This is a genomic window from Shewanella sp. BC20, assembly GCF_003129585.1.
GTDB classification, from domain to species: domain Bacteria; phylum Pseudomonadota; class Gammaproteobacteria; order Enterobacterales; family Shewanellaceae; genus Shewanella; species Shewanella seohaensis.
Map to the genome: position 1 here is coordinate 126,499 of NZ_NHRI01000007.1, position 17,709 is coordinate 144,207.

Below are 17,709 nucleotides of genomic sequence, written 5' to 3' on the forward strand. Positions count from 1 at the left end.
TTTTTATGCTCGCCCGCCGCAAAAAAATCGCTATCACAAATGCAAACGGAGTGACCCAAACACTCTTATCTTCCGTATGCTTATCAGCAGTCAAAAAAGAGGTGGCGTACCGTAAAAACGCGCCATCACCTTTAGACACATTTTATTTACAAAAATAAATTTATTGCGCCGCTCGACTCTGATACTTTAGGCGCATTAAGCGATTTAGCACGGATGTAACAATCATATGATGAAAACTTTACTCAGGAGATTATCTCCTCTGTTTATACTGCTGTTATTTGTTGTTGGTGCGATAGCACTGATGTCAACCAAGGAAGCTCCCGAACAAAAACCTGAAGAAATGCCAGTACCTATCGTCGATGTCACTCAGGTTGAGCAGCAAACGGTATCGCTTAATCTTCCTTCCTACGGCGTGGTTACCCCTAAATATAAGACGCAACTGGTGACTGAAGTCCAAGGGCGGATGCTGAGCATTTCGCCGCAATTTGTGGCTGGTGGCATAGTGAAGAAAGGCGACCAATTAGCCCAAATCGAACCTTCGGATTACGAAGCCGATTTAATGCAAGCCGAAGCCACCTTGGCTCAGGCAACCGCGGCGCTCAATGAAGAAATCGCCCGTGGCGAAGTCGCTAAAATCGAATTTAAGGGTTACGACAAAGGCTTGCCGCCAGAGCTGGGCTTACGTATTCCGCAGCTGAAAAAAGAGCAAGCCAACGTTAAATATGCCCAGGCTGCATTGGCTCGCGCCCAACGTAACTTAGAACGTACTGTTATCCGCGCCCCCTTTGATGGCATTATCAAGGCCAGAAATGTCGATTTAGGTCAGTACGTGACATTAGGCACTAACTTAGGAGAGCTGTACGACACTAGCATTGCCGAAATTCGTCTGCCTATCTCTAACGATGATTTAGCCTATTTGGAATCCGTCGATCATCCCGATACCCAAGTCACCTTAAGCGCCTCTTTGGCGGGCAAGGAAAACACTTGGATGGGGAACATTATTCGTAGCGAAGGCGTGATTGATGCCGATAACCGCATGGTTTACCTCGTCGCCGAGATTAAAGACCCTTACCTACGTGAGCACAAAACCCAAGGCAGTTTACCGTTGAAATACGGCAGCTTTGTGAATGCCGTGATTAAGGGCCGCACCGTCGATGGCATAGTTAAACTGCCTCGCCACGTGGTGCGTAACGAGCATGTGGCCTTAATTAACGAGCAAAATATTGTCGAGATGCGCCATGTGAATGTCGTGCGTAGCGATCTTGAAAATGTGTTCATCAAGGACAGCTTAAAAACCGGTGAGCGCGTTGCCATCACTCACTTTAGCAATATGGCGAATGGCCAGTTGGTCAAAATCATAGGTGAAGATGCCAAGCCGGTGCAGACACCCACACCTAAGGAAGATGCTCCTGAGTCGAGTCTTGCGGCCGCTGGAGTGAACTAATGGATACTCAAAAAGGGATCTTAGCCTGGTTTGCCCGCAACAGCGTGGCAGCCAACCTGTTAATGTGGGCGCTGCTGATTGGCGGTCTATTTAGCACAGTGTTGATTAATAAAGAGGTCTTTCCCTCTTTTAACCTTAACTTATTGAGCATTACCGTTGCTTATCCCGGCGCTGCGCCGCAGGAAATCGAAGAAGGCATCAACATCAAGATTGAAGAAGCCATCCAAGATATCAACGGGATTAAGAAAGTTACTTCGGTTGCCAGTGAAGGGGTTGGTGCCATCACGGTTGAAGTCGAAGATGACTACGACGTGCAAACCGTACTCGACGAAGCCAAGTTACGATTGGACGCGATCTCCACCTTTCCGGTGAACATCGAAAAACCGCAAATCTATAAAATCGAACCCGAAAACAACGTGATTTGGGTGTCGGTTTACGGTGATATGTCGCTGCACGATATGAAGGAGTTGGCCAAATCGGTACGTGATGATTTGACCCAACTTCCCGCCGTGACCCGCGCAAAAGTCACGGGTGTGCGCGACTATGAAATCGGTATCGAAGTCTCTGAAGATAAGCTGCGGGAATACGGCTTAACCTTCTCGCAAGTCGCCTTGGCGGTGCAAAACTCTTCTATCGACTTGCCGGGCGGCTCAATCCGCGCCGAAGATGGCGACATACTGCTGCGTACTAAAGGCCAAGCCTATACCGGTGATGATTTTGCCAACATTGTCGTCACTACCCGCGCCGATGGTAGCCGAGTAATGTTGCCTCAGGTGGCAACCATTAAGGACGATTTTGAGGAACGTTTAGAGTACACCCGCTTCAACGGCAAGCCTGCGGCCATTATTGAAGTGACCAGCGTTAACGATCAAAACGCCCTCGACATCGCTCAACAGGTCAAAGACTACGTTGAGAAACGCCGTGCCACTCTGCCAGCCAATGCAAAATTAGACACTTGGGGAGATTTAACCCACTACCTCAAGGGCCGTTTGAACATGATGATGTCGAACATGTTTTATGGCGCCCTGTTAGTATTTGTGATCTTAGCCCTGTTCCTCGATCTCAAACTCGCCTTCTGGGTGATGATGGGATTACCCGTGTGTTTCCTCGGCACTATGCTCATAATGCCGTTGGAACCTTTCTCCATGACCATCAACATGCTGACATTGTTCGCCTTTATTCTGGTCTTGGGGATAGTGGTCGACGATGCGATTGTGATAGGCGAAAGCGCCTACAGTGAGGTCGAACGGCACGGACACTCAATTGATAACGTGATCCGCGGGGCGCAAAAAGTCGCCATGCCCGCCACCTTCGGGGTGTTAACCACTATCGCCGCCTTTATTCCTATGCTGATGGTTTCTGGCCCCATGGGGATTATTTGGAAATCCATCGGCATGGTGGTCATCATGTGTCTGGCATTTTCACTGGTGGAATCTAAATTTATCCTGCCAGCGCACTTAGCCCACATGAAGTTCAGAAAACCAGGTGAACCCACGGGTTTCTTTGGACGCTTCAAGGACAGATTTAACAATCGCGTTCAGCACTTTATTCACCACAGTTACCGCAACTTCCTCGAGCGCTGTATCCAACATCGCTACAACGTCGTCGCGGCCTTTATCGGTGTGTTGATTTTATCCATAGCCTTAGTCGCCAGCGGCAAAGTGCGCTGGGTGTTCTTCCCCGACATTCCATCGGACTTTATCCAAGTACAGCTGGAGATGGATGAAGGCAGCTCAGAGCAGAACACCCTCAAGGTGGTACAGGATATTGAAGAAGCCCTGTACAAGATGAACGCCAAAATGGAAAAGGACAACGGCAGCGAAGTGGTGAAGCATAGCTTTATCAACATGAGCTCACGCACCTCCGCCTTTATCTTTGCCGAACTTACCAAGGGCGAAGACCGGGAAGTGGATGGCGAGGCCATTGCCGCCGCATGGCGCGAACAATTGCCCGAGTTACTGTCGGTGAAGAAGCTCGACTTTAACGCCAGCGGTAACGGCGGTGGCGGTGGTGATATCTCCTTTAGATTGACCTCGAGCGATCTCGAAGAATTATCCGCAGCCGCCCGCGAGCTTAAGCAAAAGCTCGCCACCTACGAAGGTGTGTATGATATTGCCGATAACTTCTCTTCGGGCAGCCATGAGATCCGCTTAAAGATCCGCCCCGAGGCCGAAGCGCTTGGCTTAACCTTGTCTGATTTAGCTCGCCAAGTCCGTTATGGCTTCTATGGTTATGAAGCACAACGTATTTTGCGTAATAAAGAAGAAATCAAAGTCATGGTGCGCTACCCCTTGGAGCAGCGCCGTACCGTTGGCTACCTAGAGAATATGTTGATCCGCACACCGCAGGGCAAGTCGGTGCCTTTCTCTACCGTTGCCGAGGTCGAAAAAGGCGAATCCTACGCCTCTATCACCCGTGTCGATGGCAAGCGGGCAATTACCATTATTGCGAATGCCAACAAACACAAGGTTGAGCCTTCTAAGGTCGTTACTGAGATCCAGAAGGATTTCCTGCCGCAGTTACAGGCCAAGTATCCGAAAATCCAAACCACCCTCGATGGCGGCAGCTTGGATGAACAGAATGCTATGGTCGGTCTAATGCAGGGCTTCTTCTTTGCGCTGTTTACCATTTATGCCTTAATGGCGGTGCCGCTAAAGTCTTACAGCCAGCCGCTGATCATCATGTCAGTGATCCCCTTCGGGATTATCGGCGCGTTGTTTGGGCATTTGATCCAAGGTCTTGCCATGAGCGTCTTGAGTCTCTGTGGTATCGTCGCGCTCGCCGGGGTAGTGGTAAACGACTCCTTGATCTTGGTGGACTTTGTAAACCGTGCACGGGAACAAGGGCAATCGGTCAGACAAGCGGCGGTAGATTCAGGATGTTATCGTTTCAGGGCGATTATCTTGACCTCATTGACTACCTTCGTCGGTCTTGTGCCTATTATTCTTGAGCGCAGCCTACAGGCGCAGATTGTGATCCCTATGGCGACTTCCCTTGCCTTCGGTATCCTGTTCTCGACTGTGGTGACCTTAATTTTGGTGCCTTTGCTGTACATCATTCTCGATGATGCGAAACGCCTAGGTAGCCGCTTCTACCATTGGTGGTGGCGTCCAAAAACATCGCAGGAGAGGCATTTACATGCCAATGAGAGCCACAAGGTGTCCTTAGACGCCTTTAATGAACCTGACTATAAACAGGATTAGTGGTCGTTCAGTCACCATAGTCACCCATAAAAAGAGAGCCTAGGCTCTCTTTTTTATCTCTAACCTCCCCGAACGAGTAAAGCGCGTTGTGCGATCTAGGTGGCAGTTATCAAGGATCGCATTCGTTACACTCAACCTAAGTGACCGCCAAGATGCCAATAAAGTCGATAGTATGAAAACAGATCGGATGCCAAACTCACATTCTGCCCCAATCCATCCCGCCCCCATTAAAGCCACTGAAACCTTAGCCAATGGCAACACCACGGCGGAAGTGTGCACCAATGAAACCTGCGCCACCGAAACCTTAGTCTATGATATTCGCAGGAGTCGTTATCTGAATATCACGGGTCGCTGCACCCTGCGTTGTGCCTTCTGTCCTAAACACAATGGCAGTAAACAAATTCACGAGTATCAATTGGCATTGACCCACCAGCCCAAGCCGGAGGAAATTATCCCGCTGTTAGGCGAGGTGGAAGACTTTGAGGAATATGTGTTCTGCGGTTACGGTGAACCGACAATGAATCTACCGACCCTGCTGGCCGTTGCCAAAGAAATCAAACGCCGTGGCGGCCGCGTGCGGGTCAATACCGATGGCTTAGGCAACCTAGTTCACAGACGCAACATTCTGCCCGAGTTAGCGGAGTGCGTGGATGGATTATCCATATCCCTCAACGCCGACAATGAAGCCGCCTATAACCAACATTGCCGCCCAAAACTGGCAGGTTCCTACGCCGCCGTGAATGCCTTTATCGCCCTCGCCCCCCATTATATCGAGCGTGTACAAGTCTCGGCGATTGAGGGATTAGAAGGGGTCGACATCGATCTTTGCCGCGAACAAGTGCTCGCCTCGGGCTGCGAGTTTAAGCACAGAGTGTTAGGCGCACTCGGTTAACCGTTTCGCTCAGTCGCCTTGGGGTTGATGCATTGCTCGGGATAACAGAGTCGCCGAGCAACTTGCCACTGTCGTAACATTTCATTCGTGTTAACATAGCCTAATTAACAGTTAATCAACCCTAAATCGGCCCATGCTGAAAAAGAACCCTAACCTACACCCACTCGCGCCATTACTTTCATTGACCCAAGGGCTGCATTGGTCTCACCAACGCCTGTTGGCTGTCGCGAGCCAGTTATCGATGCTGGTGATAGGTATGATTATTTTAACTAACTTAATCATCACCTTAGGTGAACGTCGGTTACAGGAAGAATGGGCAACCCAAAGATATAGCGAACTACAAACCATAGGCACGCTGATCACTGATAAGGTCGCCTTCCAGCAATTTCGCACTCAGCTATTTGCCAAAGACGAGTTACTCAAACAGTACCTCAAAAATCCAACGGCCTCGTCTCAACAGAAATTACAGGCAAGTTGGCAGGAACTAGTGCAGCATATCCCCGAACTCCTCGGGATTGCCCTGTTCGATCCCCAAGGTAATTATAAGTTTGCGACACCTTCAAACTTTAGTCAGGACGCGCTACCTGCCGCCCTGTTAGGCTCGAGCCGCAACTTAGGTGGCAAAGAAGTCTTTACCTCACCCTTAGAGTTTGTGCCCCTCAATGGCATGCTCGAACCCTATATGTATCAAATGACTTGGCTTGAGAAACCCGATCAAAGCTCCATGGGTTATTTGATTACCTACAACTCGATTGTGCAGATGCTAGAAGCGATAAAGCCTGCATTTTCAAGCAATAAATCACCGATGCTAGTGTTAGATACCCAAGGGTTACTCTATGCCGGCGTGAGTGAACTAGCGCCCTTAACCCATATTCCCGATACCTTAGGCGCCAGTCTGCGCCAGAGTTATCCAGCGCTGTGGCGGGAAATGTCGATGAGCAACTTTGGCCAATTCCATGGTGAAGATGCCACCTTCGTGTACCTCAAAGTCGAGTTAACTAATCAGCCCGAACTGCGACGCGAATACTTTTTGCTCTCTTATATTCGTAACGATGATATCGCCTCTAAGTTTTCCCAATGGCAGAATATCGTCATCGTCGCTGCGCTAATTCTGACCTTACTGGCCGCTTGGGTGATCTTGCTCAGCCATATGTACCGCCTGCAGTATCGCTCGCGCCAATACAGTATCGATGTGGCCAATGCATTATTTAACAATGATATCGGCTTTATTCTCGCCAATGAGCAGGCACGGATTATCAGTGCTAACCCTAAGGCGGCCGAGGCGACTCAAGTGCCGCAGGATGAACTCACTGACCGCAGCCTGCAGCGCGCCCTTAATCTCGATGACTTGACCCTAGCACAAATGCTCGACCAAGTGCATCGACAGGGTGAATGGCAAGGCAAACTGTCGCTAGACAATGATAAGGGCTCAAGACTTAGCGTGTGCGTTCGCCAAGCGCCAAGATTGGGGCGCGGCCTACCGCATCTGTTAGTCTCCCTTGAAGATATTAGCGCCATGATCGATTGCCAGAATCAAGCCTTCTTAAGCGACTTACTCTGCGATACGACTGTGGCCACCGCGTTGACGGATGCCAATGGTAAGCTGATAAAAATCAATCCAGTATTCGATCAATTGATGCAGCTTAATGGTGATTTGAACCATGATTTAGCCTCACTGCTCGCCAACGATCTGGGTAACCAATGGCAGCGGATCACCGCCCAAATCAGCATGCAGGGTCAATGGCAAGGGCAGATCCTCTGCTCGCCCAATCTGCGCCATTCCAATTGTTTACAGGCGACCTTGAAGGGCCATGTGGCCGCCGACGGTGAGATTGACTACATCATCTGCACCTTAGAGCAAGCCGCCGATAGCCTAAGGGGCACAGAACCGCGCAGCTTTGTGCCGCACCGCAGCACTATTTTGCAGCATCTCTCCGATTTGGAACGCTATTTTGCTTCGCTATCGCCCCAAAGCCGCAACCACTCAAGTCTGCTGGTGATGGATATCAACCCTGAAGGCTTACTCAGCCATATGAGTGATATCGACCAACTCGAGACGCGTCAGCAGGAAGTGGAAGTGCAGCTCTTGCTCGAAATCCCCGCCCATTACCAAATCCTTCACTGGCAACTCGGTAAACTGTTGTTGTTATTGCCTGATACCGACGCCACGGCGGCGCATCACTTCGCCCTCAATACCATAGAAAAGCTCAACAGCAATGGCTTAGGTGAAGGGATTAGCATTGGGATTGCCAGCTATCAGGAAGGACAAAGCCTAGAGCAATACCTAGGCAATGCCGAGGTGGCGCTCAAACGGGCGAAGCAGAATAACGATCAGAATATCGGCCAGGCCTTTACTCGTCAGCCTTAGCGGGCGGATTAAAGGAATCGGGTAACTGACTTTGGGTGATCTCGATAATGGCCGAGCGGTTCATGGTGATTTTGTAGCGCGCGTATTCAGGTTCTTCACGGCCATCACGCAGTACTAAAATCAGATTCACTTGGTAGCGACGCTCGACCGACTCGTGGCTGATCTTGCCCTCAATTTCCTTATAAATTTTTGCCTTACCCCGCTCTAAGTAGCGGGCAAAGGGCACAAAACTAAAGTTCACTTGCTCTTGTATCGTCGAATATCCCGCCTGAAACTCGCCATGGTTTACCCGAGTGGCAATCTTGTAATGCAGGACTTCGGCATCGACCTTATTCTGGCTATGCCGTTGTTTTAGAATTTCGTTAACCTTTTCTGGCAAATCCTGTTGCCGCATAAATTCGAGCCAAACTAATTGTTTAGCGATTACCGACTGACTGGTGGTATCCCTTAAGATACGGCTCCAACGCGGCCGACCACGCTGAATAAAGCGCCAGAGAGCATTACGCACATCGTCCTTAAAGATTTCACGAAATCCGTAAATGACCGCCAGCGTCAGCACCAACGCTATGGTAAAGCCGCTAAAGACGCCCTGCGCCTCGATGATCAGCGCCGAGACCACCAACATCACCAACGCGGTCGCAAGTCCAGTCGTAAACTTTTTAAGGCCAATGCCTAAGGGTTTTAATTCTTCTTTGAGTACCACACCTTGCTGAATTAAGCGCCGTAATAACAGCATCTTATTCGAAATTCGGTTGGGATCTTGCTTGGTCTGCGCCGAGTTATAGTTGTTGGCATCGCGGTAAGCACATTCGTTGCGGCACAGGGTCAACACTCGTTCTTGGATGTCGGCAAAATCACTGGTGCGCGTGGCGTGGGCGAGCACTTTTAGCAGTTGCTGCTCGCAGAACCAAGAGAGATAGTTATCGGCATTCTCGAAATAGGATTTCCATTTCGGATCGCCCGGCTCATTACGGCGAAACTTTTTCAGCAGTTGCGTCACTTGCTCGCACAGCTCATCGAGCGCCAGATAGAAGTGCGCCACATCGGCGATACGATTGAGTTCTTTGACATCGTTTTCAACCGCGACGGCAAACTGGTAGGCAAATAGGTTTAAGTACAGCCGGAATTCTTCAACTGTGCGGCGATTCATACTGGCGAAGCGCCCTTGCACCAGAGGCAAATGCAGCCCTTCGGAGTAGTAGGAGCGGCGTCCGACAATCGCGCTGTGGTAATACTCTTCTTCGTTTAAAGTGTGCGCGCCTATGCCCATTTCCTTTGGTAAAAAGAAATAGAGATCAAGCTGACGATTATCGCCCTTTTCCATCTGATGGCTGAACTTAATCGACAGGGATTCTTCTTGTTTGACACGTATCTTAAACACAACAACCTTATGATTGAGATGGAAGAGTCGGCATTAACACCATGGAAAATATAATCTAAACCGAAAGCGCGGCAAATTCACTGATTAAATTCGGCTATTGACGATTCTACAGCCACAAACGGTATTGCTCGGCTGAAATAGGACTACCGCGTAATCTTGGTTGGCATCGCTATCTAGCACTTCAATACTGAGATTGTGTCGACCAGACTCACTAAAGTGCAAACTGCTGATGTAAGAAAGGTACTTCATGTGCTCGGGCCAATACTTTTTATCGACGTCTTCGGACTCAGTCTTGGTTTTGACCGACACATTGTAGGTCATGCGATTTAGCTCCATGCTCTTGACCTCGCCCTGCATCAGAATAGCCCCCGCACTTGAGCCATCGAGGTTAAAGTAGCGGTAATTGATCTGTGCATTGCCCGCCGAGATCAACACATCGACCAAGAGGTAAAATTTCCCCTCATCCACTTGCTGGCTATGGCGGTCAAACAACTCGGAGCTGCAATTTAAGATCACCGCCTTATTGGAAACGGATTGCAGGTAAATTACCCCGCAGGCGACGATTAGCGCCGAGAGTATGGTGAGATTTATCGTCCACTTGAGCCACTTAGCCACAGATCCCGACCTCCTGCAGCCAGTTTGCATCAATAAATTCCTTCGGCCGTCTAAAGTCGCTGATCTTCAAGTTGCGAATCACCGATTGCCCGAGTTTATAACCCCGCATAGTAATGTTGAGCACCTGCTTATCGTGGGAGAGCGAGGAGTACACTTCGGACCAATCACTGTGGCCGCAGCGACTCAGCCCTTGGCCCAAGCGGTCGCCTAACTCAAACAACAGGGTGTTGTTGGTTTTCGAATTGGCATACAAATGCAGCCGAATATGTTGCCCCGAGGCTAAGGGCAAATCGGTAGAGAGCAAAGGTTGAGTCGGTACGCTGTGGTCGATTCGGCTAAGATAAAAGCCTGAAATCGCGAGCATAAATCCAAAAACCAGCAACACACTCCACCAAGGTAAGGATTGCAGCCTAGGATAACGTAAGCTTTTAAACCTTTGTCCTTGGGTGCTGTGCAGCAGATAGCCTTGGCCTTTGACGGTTTCAATCAGTCCCTCATATTGGGGCCCAAGGAAGGAGCGGATCATAAAGACCGCCCGCGCTAACGAAGTGTCTGTAAGAGGAGGATGCGCCCCATCGCCAGTCTTCAGCTCATGCTTGGAGACCAGTTTGTCTTGATGTTCAACCAACAGGCTCAACACTTGCAACTCAGCACGGGGAAGGTGCCAAGATTCATCACGAGCCTGTTCGACAAGTAAGCCACGCTCACGGTCAAACCAACAGCCCCCCACCTGCATAACTCAAACTCCAACCTGTAAAATCATCGAATTAAGTCTATGCAAGCCTGCTAATGATTACTGTGATCCCGTTAACCCAAGGCGGCAAATAGTTAAATTTCGTGAACCAGCCCGCAAGCGGATCGCCATAAAACAAAAATCTGCGTTAGCTCACAACGATAAATGCCATTTGTAGCGGCTTAGCTTGGTGATAAATCCGCATAAATTTACATAAATGCCACAAATAATGTGCTTGGATGCACATTGAAATCGAGCATATCCACAAAACCACTTCGCAAACATCGGCTAAAACGATTGTTCTTCTCCCACTGCCAGCAATTTGGCGAGACCAAATATCCCCGGCCGCAAATCACACTATTTATTGCTGTAGTTTCTAGAATGATGCCATCAACCAATGGTTACTGATTGATAAATAAAAGCAATTAATAAAAGAGGATATTCATGATGAGCATTAATCGACGCCAAGCATTAACTCGCATTATCGGTATCAGCACGGCGGCTGCGGGCGCAACTTTAATGGGGACGTCAGCATTTGCGGCGACCAATGCCGACGGTCAATATCAATTAGCCCTCGGGGAAAAGCTCAAATATGTGCCACTCGATGCCATGGCGACCGCAAAACTCGCCTACGAGACGGGTGGCGGCTGTATGCACCAAGTGTTTCATTCGGTTATCACAATGCTAGCGCAATCTAATAGTGCCGATGCCGACAAGTTTAAAACCATCCCCACCGCTCTGGCGGGTTATGGATTTGCCGGGGTCACAGGCCAAGGCACACTTTGCGGCAACCTCAACGCCATCGGCATGTTAGTCAACATCTTAGATGATATTAACGGCCAGAATAGCGCGGTGATTGCCAATGCCTTCCGCTATTATGAAAACACCACCTTGCCACTATCGACCCCTGAGTTCGTTGCGGGTATCGGCTCGACAGCGGAAAAAACCGCCCTCGTAGGCAGCTCATCGAAGGCAATGAGCGTATTGTGCCACTCTTCCATCAGTAACTGGTCACGGGCCTCAGGCCTACCATTCGCCAAGAAAGGTGAGCGCTGCTACCGCCTATCGGCCTCTATGGCCTATTACTTGGTGGAACTGCTAAACCGTGCCTATCAGGGCGAGAATATTGGTGCTCTGCCCGGCAGCAAACCCTCACTCGAAGCGCAGGATTGCCAAGTCTGCCACGGCAGCACCAGCACCTTAGGTTCGGCGGCAAGTGTTAAAACCGATATGGAATGCACCACGTGCCACACTGGCCACTTCAATTAAGGAGGCAGTGATGAAATACCCATTACTCGCATTAACCCTAGGTACACTCGCCCTTGTTGGCTGTGGTAGTGACGATGATAAATCCGAGGAAGTCACACCTCCGCCGCCACCGCCGCCAGTAGAAACCACGGTGAGTATCGATGAGGCCAGCCAAATTAATCTGGCGGTCGAACAGTTTGACCCCAATACCGGCAGCTTAGTCTTCTCATTAACCGATGCTAACCAGTCGGCCATTACCGCCGCCAAGAGCTATGACATTTATTACTTTGGTTTCCCTGATAAGGATAAAGCCTCGGCCAATCCTAAGGCATGGAAGCGCTGGCATGTCACCCAAAGCTATCGCTGTCAGAGCCAAGGGGAATGTACGGGGCAGCTGACCGAAGTAAAGAATGGCCAATATCAATTTGAAATCGCGGGTCTCGATTGGCAACAACAGGACCCAAGCGGCGCCGTGTCCCAAATCAAGGTCGCCATTCAGATTTATGGTGCTAAAGCCAATAATGAACTGACATTAGTCCAAGTCACACCGCAGTAATCCCATCATCGCGCCCAAAAAAGGCATCCGATTGGATGCCTTTTCTACGTCTTAATAATGCTATTTGCTCTGGCAAGCCCACAAATGGCCGCTGGGATAAAACTTGATCAGTACGTAATTGTTTAAGGTATCCATATCCACAATCTGCATATCAAAACTCATTCCACCCTGCTCAAATAAGGCCTTACGGGATTTTTGCACTTCCGCACGCATTAAGTCCGGCACCTCGGTTTGCAACAGATCCATTTTTAAATTGGCCTGATCTAAGTTGAGCTTATAGGTCATAGTCCCTGGCGCTAAGGCGCTGACTTTTCCTTCGTAAATCAAGGCGGCGAGATCCTGGCCATTCTGCCCATAGCGATAACTTAACTTGGCGTGATTAGCCGCAATCTTCACATCCAGCGCCAAACTTTGGCTGTACGAGGGTAAAGACTCCGCCTTAAAAGGCGCCTCATACAATTTGGCGCGGCAACTCAAATTTAACTGTTTGCTGTTAAACGTCATCGCATAGGCGCCCAAACCTATGCCCACTAACACCAGCACTATGGCAATCACATGCCAGAGGCGAAGTCGGCGGTTGTGGTTTTTTATTTCTGTCAGTTTAAGCACAGATCCCCACCATTTTTAGCCATAGCTCATCAATCACATCGACATTGAAGTTTTCCGACATCATTTTGATGGTTTCAAACTCGAGTCCATTCGCATCGTTATTTTTCAGTACCAGACTGACAAACCTTTGATCCGTCGAAATAGTCGCCGCAATGGATTGCCACGGAAACACAGCACAAGCGGACACTTGCTCTAAAAAGTGATCGACTAAGGGTCGCATCGAATGATCCGACGGCTGACCGGTATAGAATTGAATTTCCGAATAATGCCCGTCGTGCGTCAGCAACTGCTTCGCATAATTCGGCGCGATGCTCGTCGGGTGAGTAATGTGCGATCCCACCCACAGCAGCGCGGCTAAGGTCAGGAGCGTGAGCACCATAAACTGCGGCATACTCAGCTTAAACAGGGGCGAGTTCAGCGCGGTACGTGAATGCTTTCGGGGCGTGGCGTAAAGGATATAGCCTTGATTGGCGATACTCACCAACAGATGAGCGGCGTCGTCACCGAGAAATAACCGTAAGCGACGGATAGTGCTATTGAGCAATTCATCGGCACGCATAGACAACTTGAGGTGCGGCGAAATCACTTGCAGCAACTCCATGCGTGAGACCACTTTGCCACGCTGCGCACTCAAGAGTGAAAGCGCTTGGAATTCATCCGCACTCAATAACCAGCTACGTCCTGAGGCTGCATCGACCAGCACTTGTTCCTGTGCGTTAAACCAACAAGTGCCTATTTGCATCTCGGCCCCTTTCACTATTTGATGTGGGGCCGAGTATACAATTTGAACGAAAACAACGCAGTGATCTTATCGCCACCTAACAGGGTTAGATGAATAATCTGTGAATCACATCAATAAAACATTTAATGCTGAAAACAAATGCAGATACACTATGTTTCATTTGTTTTTAGAACATTGCAGCATTGAGCCACATATGTACCAAAATGCTAGCGATATACCCTAGTGCGATCACAGGTGTCCAACGTAAATGGGCGCCAAAGGTGTAAATCCCCCTTGCCTGTCCCATCAAGGCGACCCCGGCCGCACTGCCGATGGACAACAAACTGCCCCCAACACCCGCGGTCAAGGTCACCAGTAACCATTGGCCAAGGGCCATCTCAGGGTTCATGGTCAATACGGCGAACATCACCGGAATATTATCGACAACCGAAGACAACAGACCGATAGCGACGTTGGCATAGGTCGCATCCCAATGGGAATACAGCGCCTCAGACACTAAGCTCAAATACCCCATAAAGCCAAGGCCACCCACACACAACACCACACCGTAGAAGAACAGTAAGGTATCCCATTCGGCACGGGAGATCCGGCTAAACACATCGAAGGGCACCACGCTGCCAAGCTGTTGCAGACGTTGTTCATCGCGGCGTAATTCCGCCTTTGCCCGCTCACGGGCAACGGATTTGTCGAAGGTCTTACGCAGGTAGTAACCGAAGAACTGTAGGAAGCCTAGACCCGTCATCATCCCAAGGACCGGCGGCATGCCGAAGAAGGAATGCGCGCATACCGCCGTCGCAATGGTCAGCAGGAATAACGCCACGATACGTTTCGCGCCAGGTTTAGTGTACACCTGCTCTTTTTCAGGCTCGGGCACATAACTTGGGATAAATACGCTCATGATGGCCGCGGGTAAGGCAAAGTTCACCAAGGCGGGAATAAACAGATGGAAGAAGTCCGCAAAGTGCACTAAGCCCTTTTGCCATACCATCAGGGTGGTGATATCGCCAAAGGGACTAAACGCACCGCCCGCATTCGCTGCGACCACAATGTTAATACACGCTAGCGTAATAAATTTGCGCTGCCCTGCGCCCACTTTCATCACCACGGCACACATCAATAACGCTGTGGTTAAGTTATCGGCCACAGGCGAGATAAAGAACGCCATAAACCCGGTCAGCCAAAACACGGTTCGCAGGCTAAATCCCCGTCCGACTAACCAGCCGCGGATCGCATCGAATAAGTTACGTTCCTCCATGGCGTTGATATAAGTCATCGCCACTAATAGGAAGAGTAATAACTCGGCGTATTCCAGTAGATTGTGCTTAAAGGCTGCCTCGGAAACCTCCGACATGCCATTTTGCACATATACAAAACCTATCATGCCCCAAATAATGCCGGCTGCGACCAATACGGGTTTGGATTTACGCAGGTGCAGCGCCTCTTCGGCCATCACCAAAATATAGGCGAGAACGAAGATGCATACGGCAATATACCCCACTGATGCAGCGGTTAAATCGAGCCGTTCTGTTCCTTCGGTCATTGCCCAAACTGCTGGTGAGAATCCGCTCAATATTGCAACGCAGAATAGGCTAGATAGCGCCACTCCACTGTTTTTAAACCACTGCTGTAATTTCATCAAAGTTGATCTCTGCAAGGGAAATTAGTTCGAAAATTACCATAGCTCGGGCTCTGTAAATTTTGACAAAACGCAACTTTCTACGTATTTCTCGGTAACTAAAGGGGCTTACAACATTAATTTTTGTATAACTACAGATACAACTAATAAAGAATTAACTAACTTTGTTTCAAGTTAGTCCAAAAACAGCCAATAAAAAAGCACCTCTCGGTGCTTTTATGTTGATATCAATCACATTGATTAGAACGAATAGAGCAAGGTCATATTCGTTTCGGTATCAGTGCTCTTTTTATCGTCCAGTGGCTCACTGTTGTAGCGCACAATAATCGCAAACTTCATCGCTAAGGCGCCAATGATATTGGCTGTCAGCGAGGTTTCTGAACGCGCATCTAATTTATCGCCGTAGTCAGCCACAAAACGTTGCTGGAATTTTGAGGTTTCAGTGATTTCAGTTTCGAAGTTGATCACGCCGTGGGCAACCACGCTGTCATTCGAATCTGTGCCTTCTAACAGGGCTTGCTCTGAATCGAGGCGTTGATAGATGTAACCGGGACCGATCTCTACATCTAGGAAAGTCTTGCTGGTGTCATAGAGTCTGTGACCATAACCCGCCGCGCCTGATACTGTGTAGTCATAACCGGTGAAAGGGTCGACTTCGTAATTAGCATTGGCAAACAAATAACTGCGGTCATTCATTCTATAGTTACCCTGGGCACCCGCTAAATAACGTTTAGCCGTGACCTCACCCGTATCTTCTTTATATAAACCTTCTAAAAGATACTGGTTTTCCCAGTCACCTAATTCATGCTTGAAGTTTAAGCGACCTTTGTAAGATGAGGTATCAGTGTTGCCTGTGGTTAAGGTTGCCCCTAGCTCTGCTTCACCTGCGAATGTCTTGTCGCCCTTAACAAAATCGGCTCCAGCATTCGCCATAAATGGCGCAGTCATCAACAATGCCGCGGTCAGTACTTTCTTCATGTTTATCCGTTCCTGTTCCGTTTAATCCCCTAAAAATCTGCGCAATACTAACATTTACGATTGAAAAATAAAAATTCAACGGTTTTTTGCATAAAAAAGCCCGCTAATTAGCGGGCTTTGAAAAGTGATTTAAAGCTTACAGATTGATCTTAGGATCTAAAGCACCTGACTGGTAAGCTTTGTACATTGCTTGTAAAGACAAAGGCTTAATCTTAGAAGCTTGACCCGCACAACCAAAGGCTTCGTAGCGAACAGTACAGATGTCTGCCATCGCTTCCATAGAGGCTTTCAGGAACTTACGTGGGTCGAACTCGCTTGGGTGTTCGGCCAAGTATTTACGTACCGCACCGGTAGACGCTAAACGTAGGTCGGTATCGATGTTCACTTTACGCACACCATGTTTGATACCTTCAACGATTTCTTCTAATGGCACGCCGTAAGTTTCAGGAATTTGACCACCGTATTGGTTGATGATCTGTAACCATTCTTGAGGAACAGAAGAAGAACCGTGCATCACTAAGTGAGTGTTAGGAATGCGGGCATGGATTTCTTTGATGCGGTCGATACGCAGTACATCACCCGTGGGTTTACGGCTGAACTTGTATGCACCGTGGCTAGTACCAATCGCAATCGCCAGCGCGTCAACATGGGTATCAGCAACGAAGCGTGCCGCTTCTTCTGGACTGGTCAGCAGTTGGTCGTGGCTTAATACGCCTTCTGCGCCTACACCGTCTTCTTCACCGGCAGTACCGGTTTCTAAGCTGCCTAAACAACCGATTTCACCCTCTACAGACACACCACAAGCGTGGGCGAATGCAACGGTTCTACGAGTTACATCGACGTTGTACTCGTAAGAAGCTGGGGTTTTACCGTCGGCCATTAATGAACCGTCCATCATGACTGATGACATACCTAATTGAATAGAACGCTGGCAGATATCAGGATCGGTACCATGGTCTTGGTGAATACAGACCGGGATATCGGGATACTGCTCAAGTGCCGCCGTCATCAGGTATTTTAAGAATTGTGGACGCGCATATTTACGTGCACCCGCTGAGGCTTGCACGATAACAGGGCTGTCTGTCGCTTCTGCGGCCTGCATGATGGCACGCATTTGCTCAAGGTTGTTTACGTTGAACGCTGGCACACCGTATCCATGTTCTGCCGCGTGATCGAGTAGTTGTCGTAGGGAAATTAACGCCATTTTTTAACTCCAATAATAGGGTGACTGTCACATCAACGTTAGGTCACCGAGGTCGCTATCGTTTGGATGGATTTTTATGCTCAATCGCTCTAGTGATGTG

14 protein-coding genes are annotated in these 17,709 nt (G+C 49.2%); 6 read left to right on the forward strand and 8 right to left on the reverse strand.

What is annotated here, in order from left to right; all coding sequences use genetic code 11:
- Positions 1-226: 226 nt before the first annotated feature.
- The 4 genes from CBX96_RS09510 (at position 227) to CBX96_RS09525 (ending at position 7,907) form a co-directional block, all read left to right on the forward strand.
- On the forward strand, positions 227-1,444 hold the full coding sequence (locus tag CBX96_RS09510) for an efflux RND transporter periplasmic adaptor subunit (RefSeq protein WP_037430327.1): 1,218 nt from the start codon (positions 227-229) through the stop codon (positions 1,442-1,444).
- Positions 1,444-4,647: an efflux RND transporter permease subunit gene (locus CBX96_RS09515; protein WP_109286513.1), complete on the forward strand. Its 3,204-nt coding sequence runs from the start codon at positions 1,444-1,446 to the stop codon at positions 4,645-4,647. Before CBX96_RS09510 ends, CBX96_RS09515 begins: the two co-directional genes overlap by 1 nt.
- Positions 4,648-4,834: 187 nt before the next feature.
- Complete coding sequence (locus CBX96_RS09520; protein WP_089067067.1) at positions 4,835-5,539, forward strand: TatD family nuclease-associated radical SAM protein; 705 nt, start codon at positions 4,835-4,837, stop codon at positions 5,537-5,539.
- Positions 5,540-5,672: 133 nt separating this feature from the next.
- The gene (locus CBX96_RS09525; RefSeq protein WP_109286514.1) at positions 5,673-7,907 is read left to right on the forward strand and encodes a PAS domain-containing protein; all 2,235 of its coding nucleotides are present in this window, start codon (positions 5,673-5,675) and stop codon (positions 7,905-7,907) included.
- Here CBX96_RS09525 and CBX96_RS09530 read toward each other — a convergent pair.
- The 3 genes from CBX96_RS09530 to CBX96_RS09540 all read right to left on the reverse strand — a co-directional run bounded on the left by CBX96_RS09530 (position 7,891) and on the right by CBX96_RS09540 (position 10,639).
- Complete coding sequence (locus CBX96_RS09530; protein WP_011627107.1) at positions 7,891-9,288, reverse strand: hypothetical protein; 1,398 nt, start codon at positions 9,286-9,288, stop codon at positions 7,891-7,893. The two genes, CBX96_RS09525 and CBX96_RS09530, sit on opposite strands and share 17 nt — an antisense overlap.
- Positions 9,289-9,372: 84 nt before the next feature.
- Positions 9,373-9,903, reverse strand: coding sequence for a hypothetical protein (locus CBX96_RS09535; RefSeq protein WP_011627108.1), 531 nt, complete (start codon positions 9,901-9,903; stop codon positions 9,373-9,375).
- Entirely contained in the window at positions 9,896-10,639 is a 744-nt protein-coding gene (locus CBX96_RS09540) for a helix-turn-helix domain-containing protein (protein ID WP_109286515.1), read from the reverse strand. The genes CBX96_RS09535 and CBX96_RS09540 overlap by 8 nt, the downstream gene beginning before the upstream one ends.
- 444 nt (positions 10,640-11,083) lie before the next feature.
- On the opposite strand from CBX96_RS09540, the gene CBX96_RS09545 reads away from it, so the two are divergent.
- Both CBX96_RS09545 and CBX96_RS09550 read left to right on the forward strand, forming a co-directional pair.
- The gene (locus tag CBX96_RS09545; RefSeq protein ID WP_041408969.1) at positions 11,084-11,905 is read left to right on the forward strand and encodes a hypothetical protein; all 822 of its coding nucleotides are present in this window, start codon (positions 11,084-11,086) and stop codon (positions 11,903-11,905) included.
- A gap of 10 nt (positions 11,906-11,915) precedes the next feature.
- Positions 11,916-12,440: a hypothetical protein gene (locus CBX96_RS09550; RefSeq protein ID WP_109286516.1), complete on the forward strand. Its 525-nt coding sequence runs from the start codon at positions 11,916-11,918 to the stop codon at positions 12,438-12,440.
- A gap of 60 nt (positions 12,441-12,500) precedes the next feature.
- Here CBX96_RS09550 and CBX96_RS09555 read toward each other — a convergent pair whose 3' ends face one another.
- The 5 genes from CBX96_RS09555 to fba all read right to left on the reverse strand — a co-directional run bounded on the left by CBX96_RS09555 (position 12,501) and on the right by fba (position 17,609).
- Positions 12,501-13,049: a hypothetical protein gene (locus CBX96_RS09555; protein ID WP_109286517.1), complete on the reverse strand. Its 549-nt coding sequence runs from the start codon at positions 13,047-13,049 to the stop codon at positions 12,501-12,503.
- On the reverse strand, positions 13,042-13,791 hold the full coding sequence (locus CBX96_RS09560) for a helix-turn-helix domain-containing protein (RefSeq protein ID WP_109286518.1): 750 nt from the start codon (positions 13,789-13,791) through the stop codon (positions 13,042-13,044). The genes CBX96_RS09555 and CBX96_RS09560 overlap by 8 nt, the downstream gene beginning before the upstream one ends.
- Positions 13,792-13,957: 166 nt before the next feature.
- Positions 13,958-15,427 carry a sodium:proton antiporter NhaD gene (nhaD, locus tag CBX96_RS09565; protein WP_089067060.1) on the reverse strand — a complete coding sequence of 490 codons (1,470 nt, stop codon included), beginning with the start codon at positions 15,425-15,427 and terminating at the stop codon, positions 13,958-13,960.
- Positions 15,428-15,667: 240 nt separating this feature from the next.
- Positions 15,668-16,405 carry a YdiY family protein gene (locus tag CBX96_RS09570; RefSeq protein ID WP_039977835.1) on the reverse strand — a complete coding sequence of 246 codons (738 nt, stop codon included), beginning with the start codon at positions 16,403-16,405 and terminating at the stop codon, positions 15,668-15,670.
- A 136-nt stretch (positions 16,406-16,541) separates the two neighbouring features.
- Positions 16,542-17,609 (reverse strand): class II fructose-bisphosphate aldolase, encoded by a 1,068-nt coding sequence (gene fba / locus CBX96_RS09575; RefSeq protein ID WP_011621571.1) that lies wholly within the window; start codon positions 17,607-17,609, stop codon positions 16,542-16,544.
- Between the last annotated feature and the right edge of the window lie 100 nt (positions 17,610-17,709).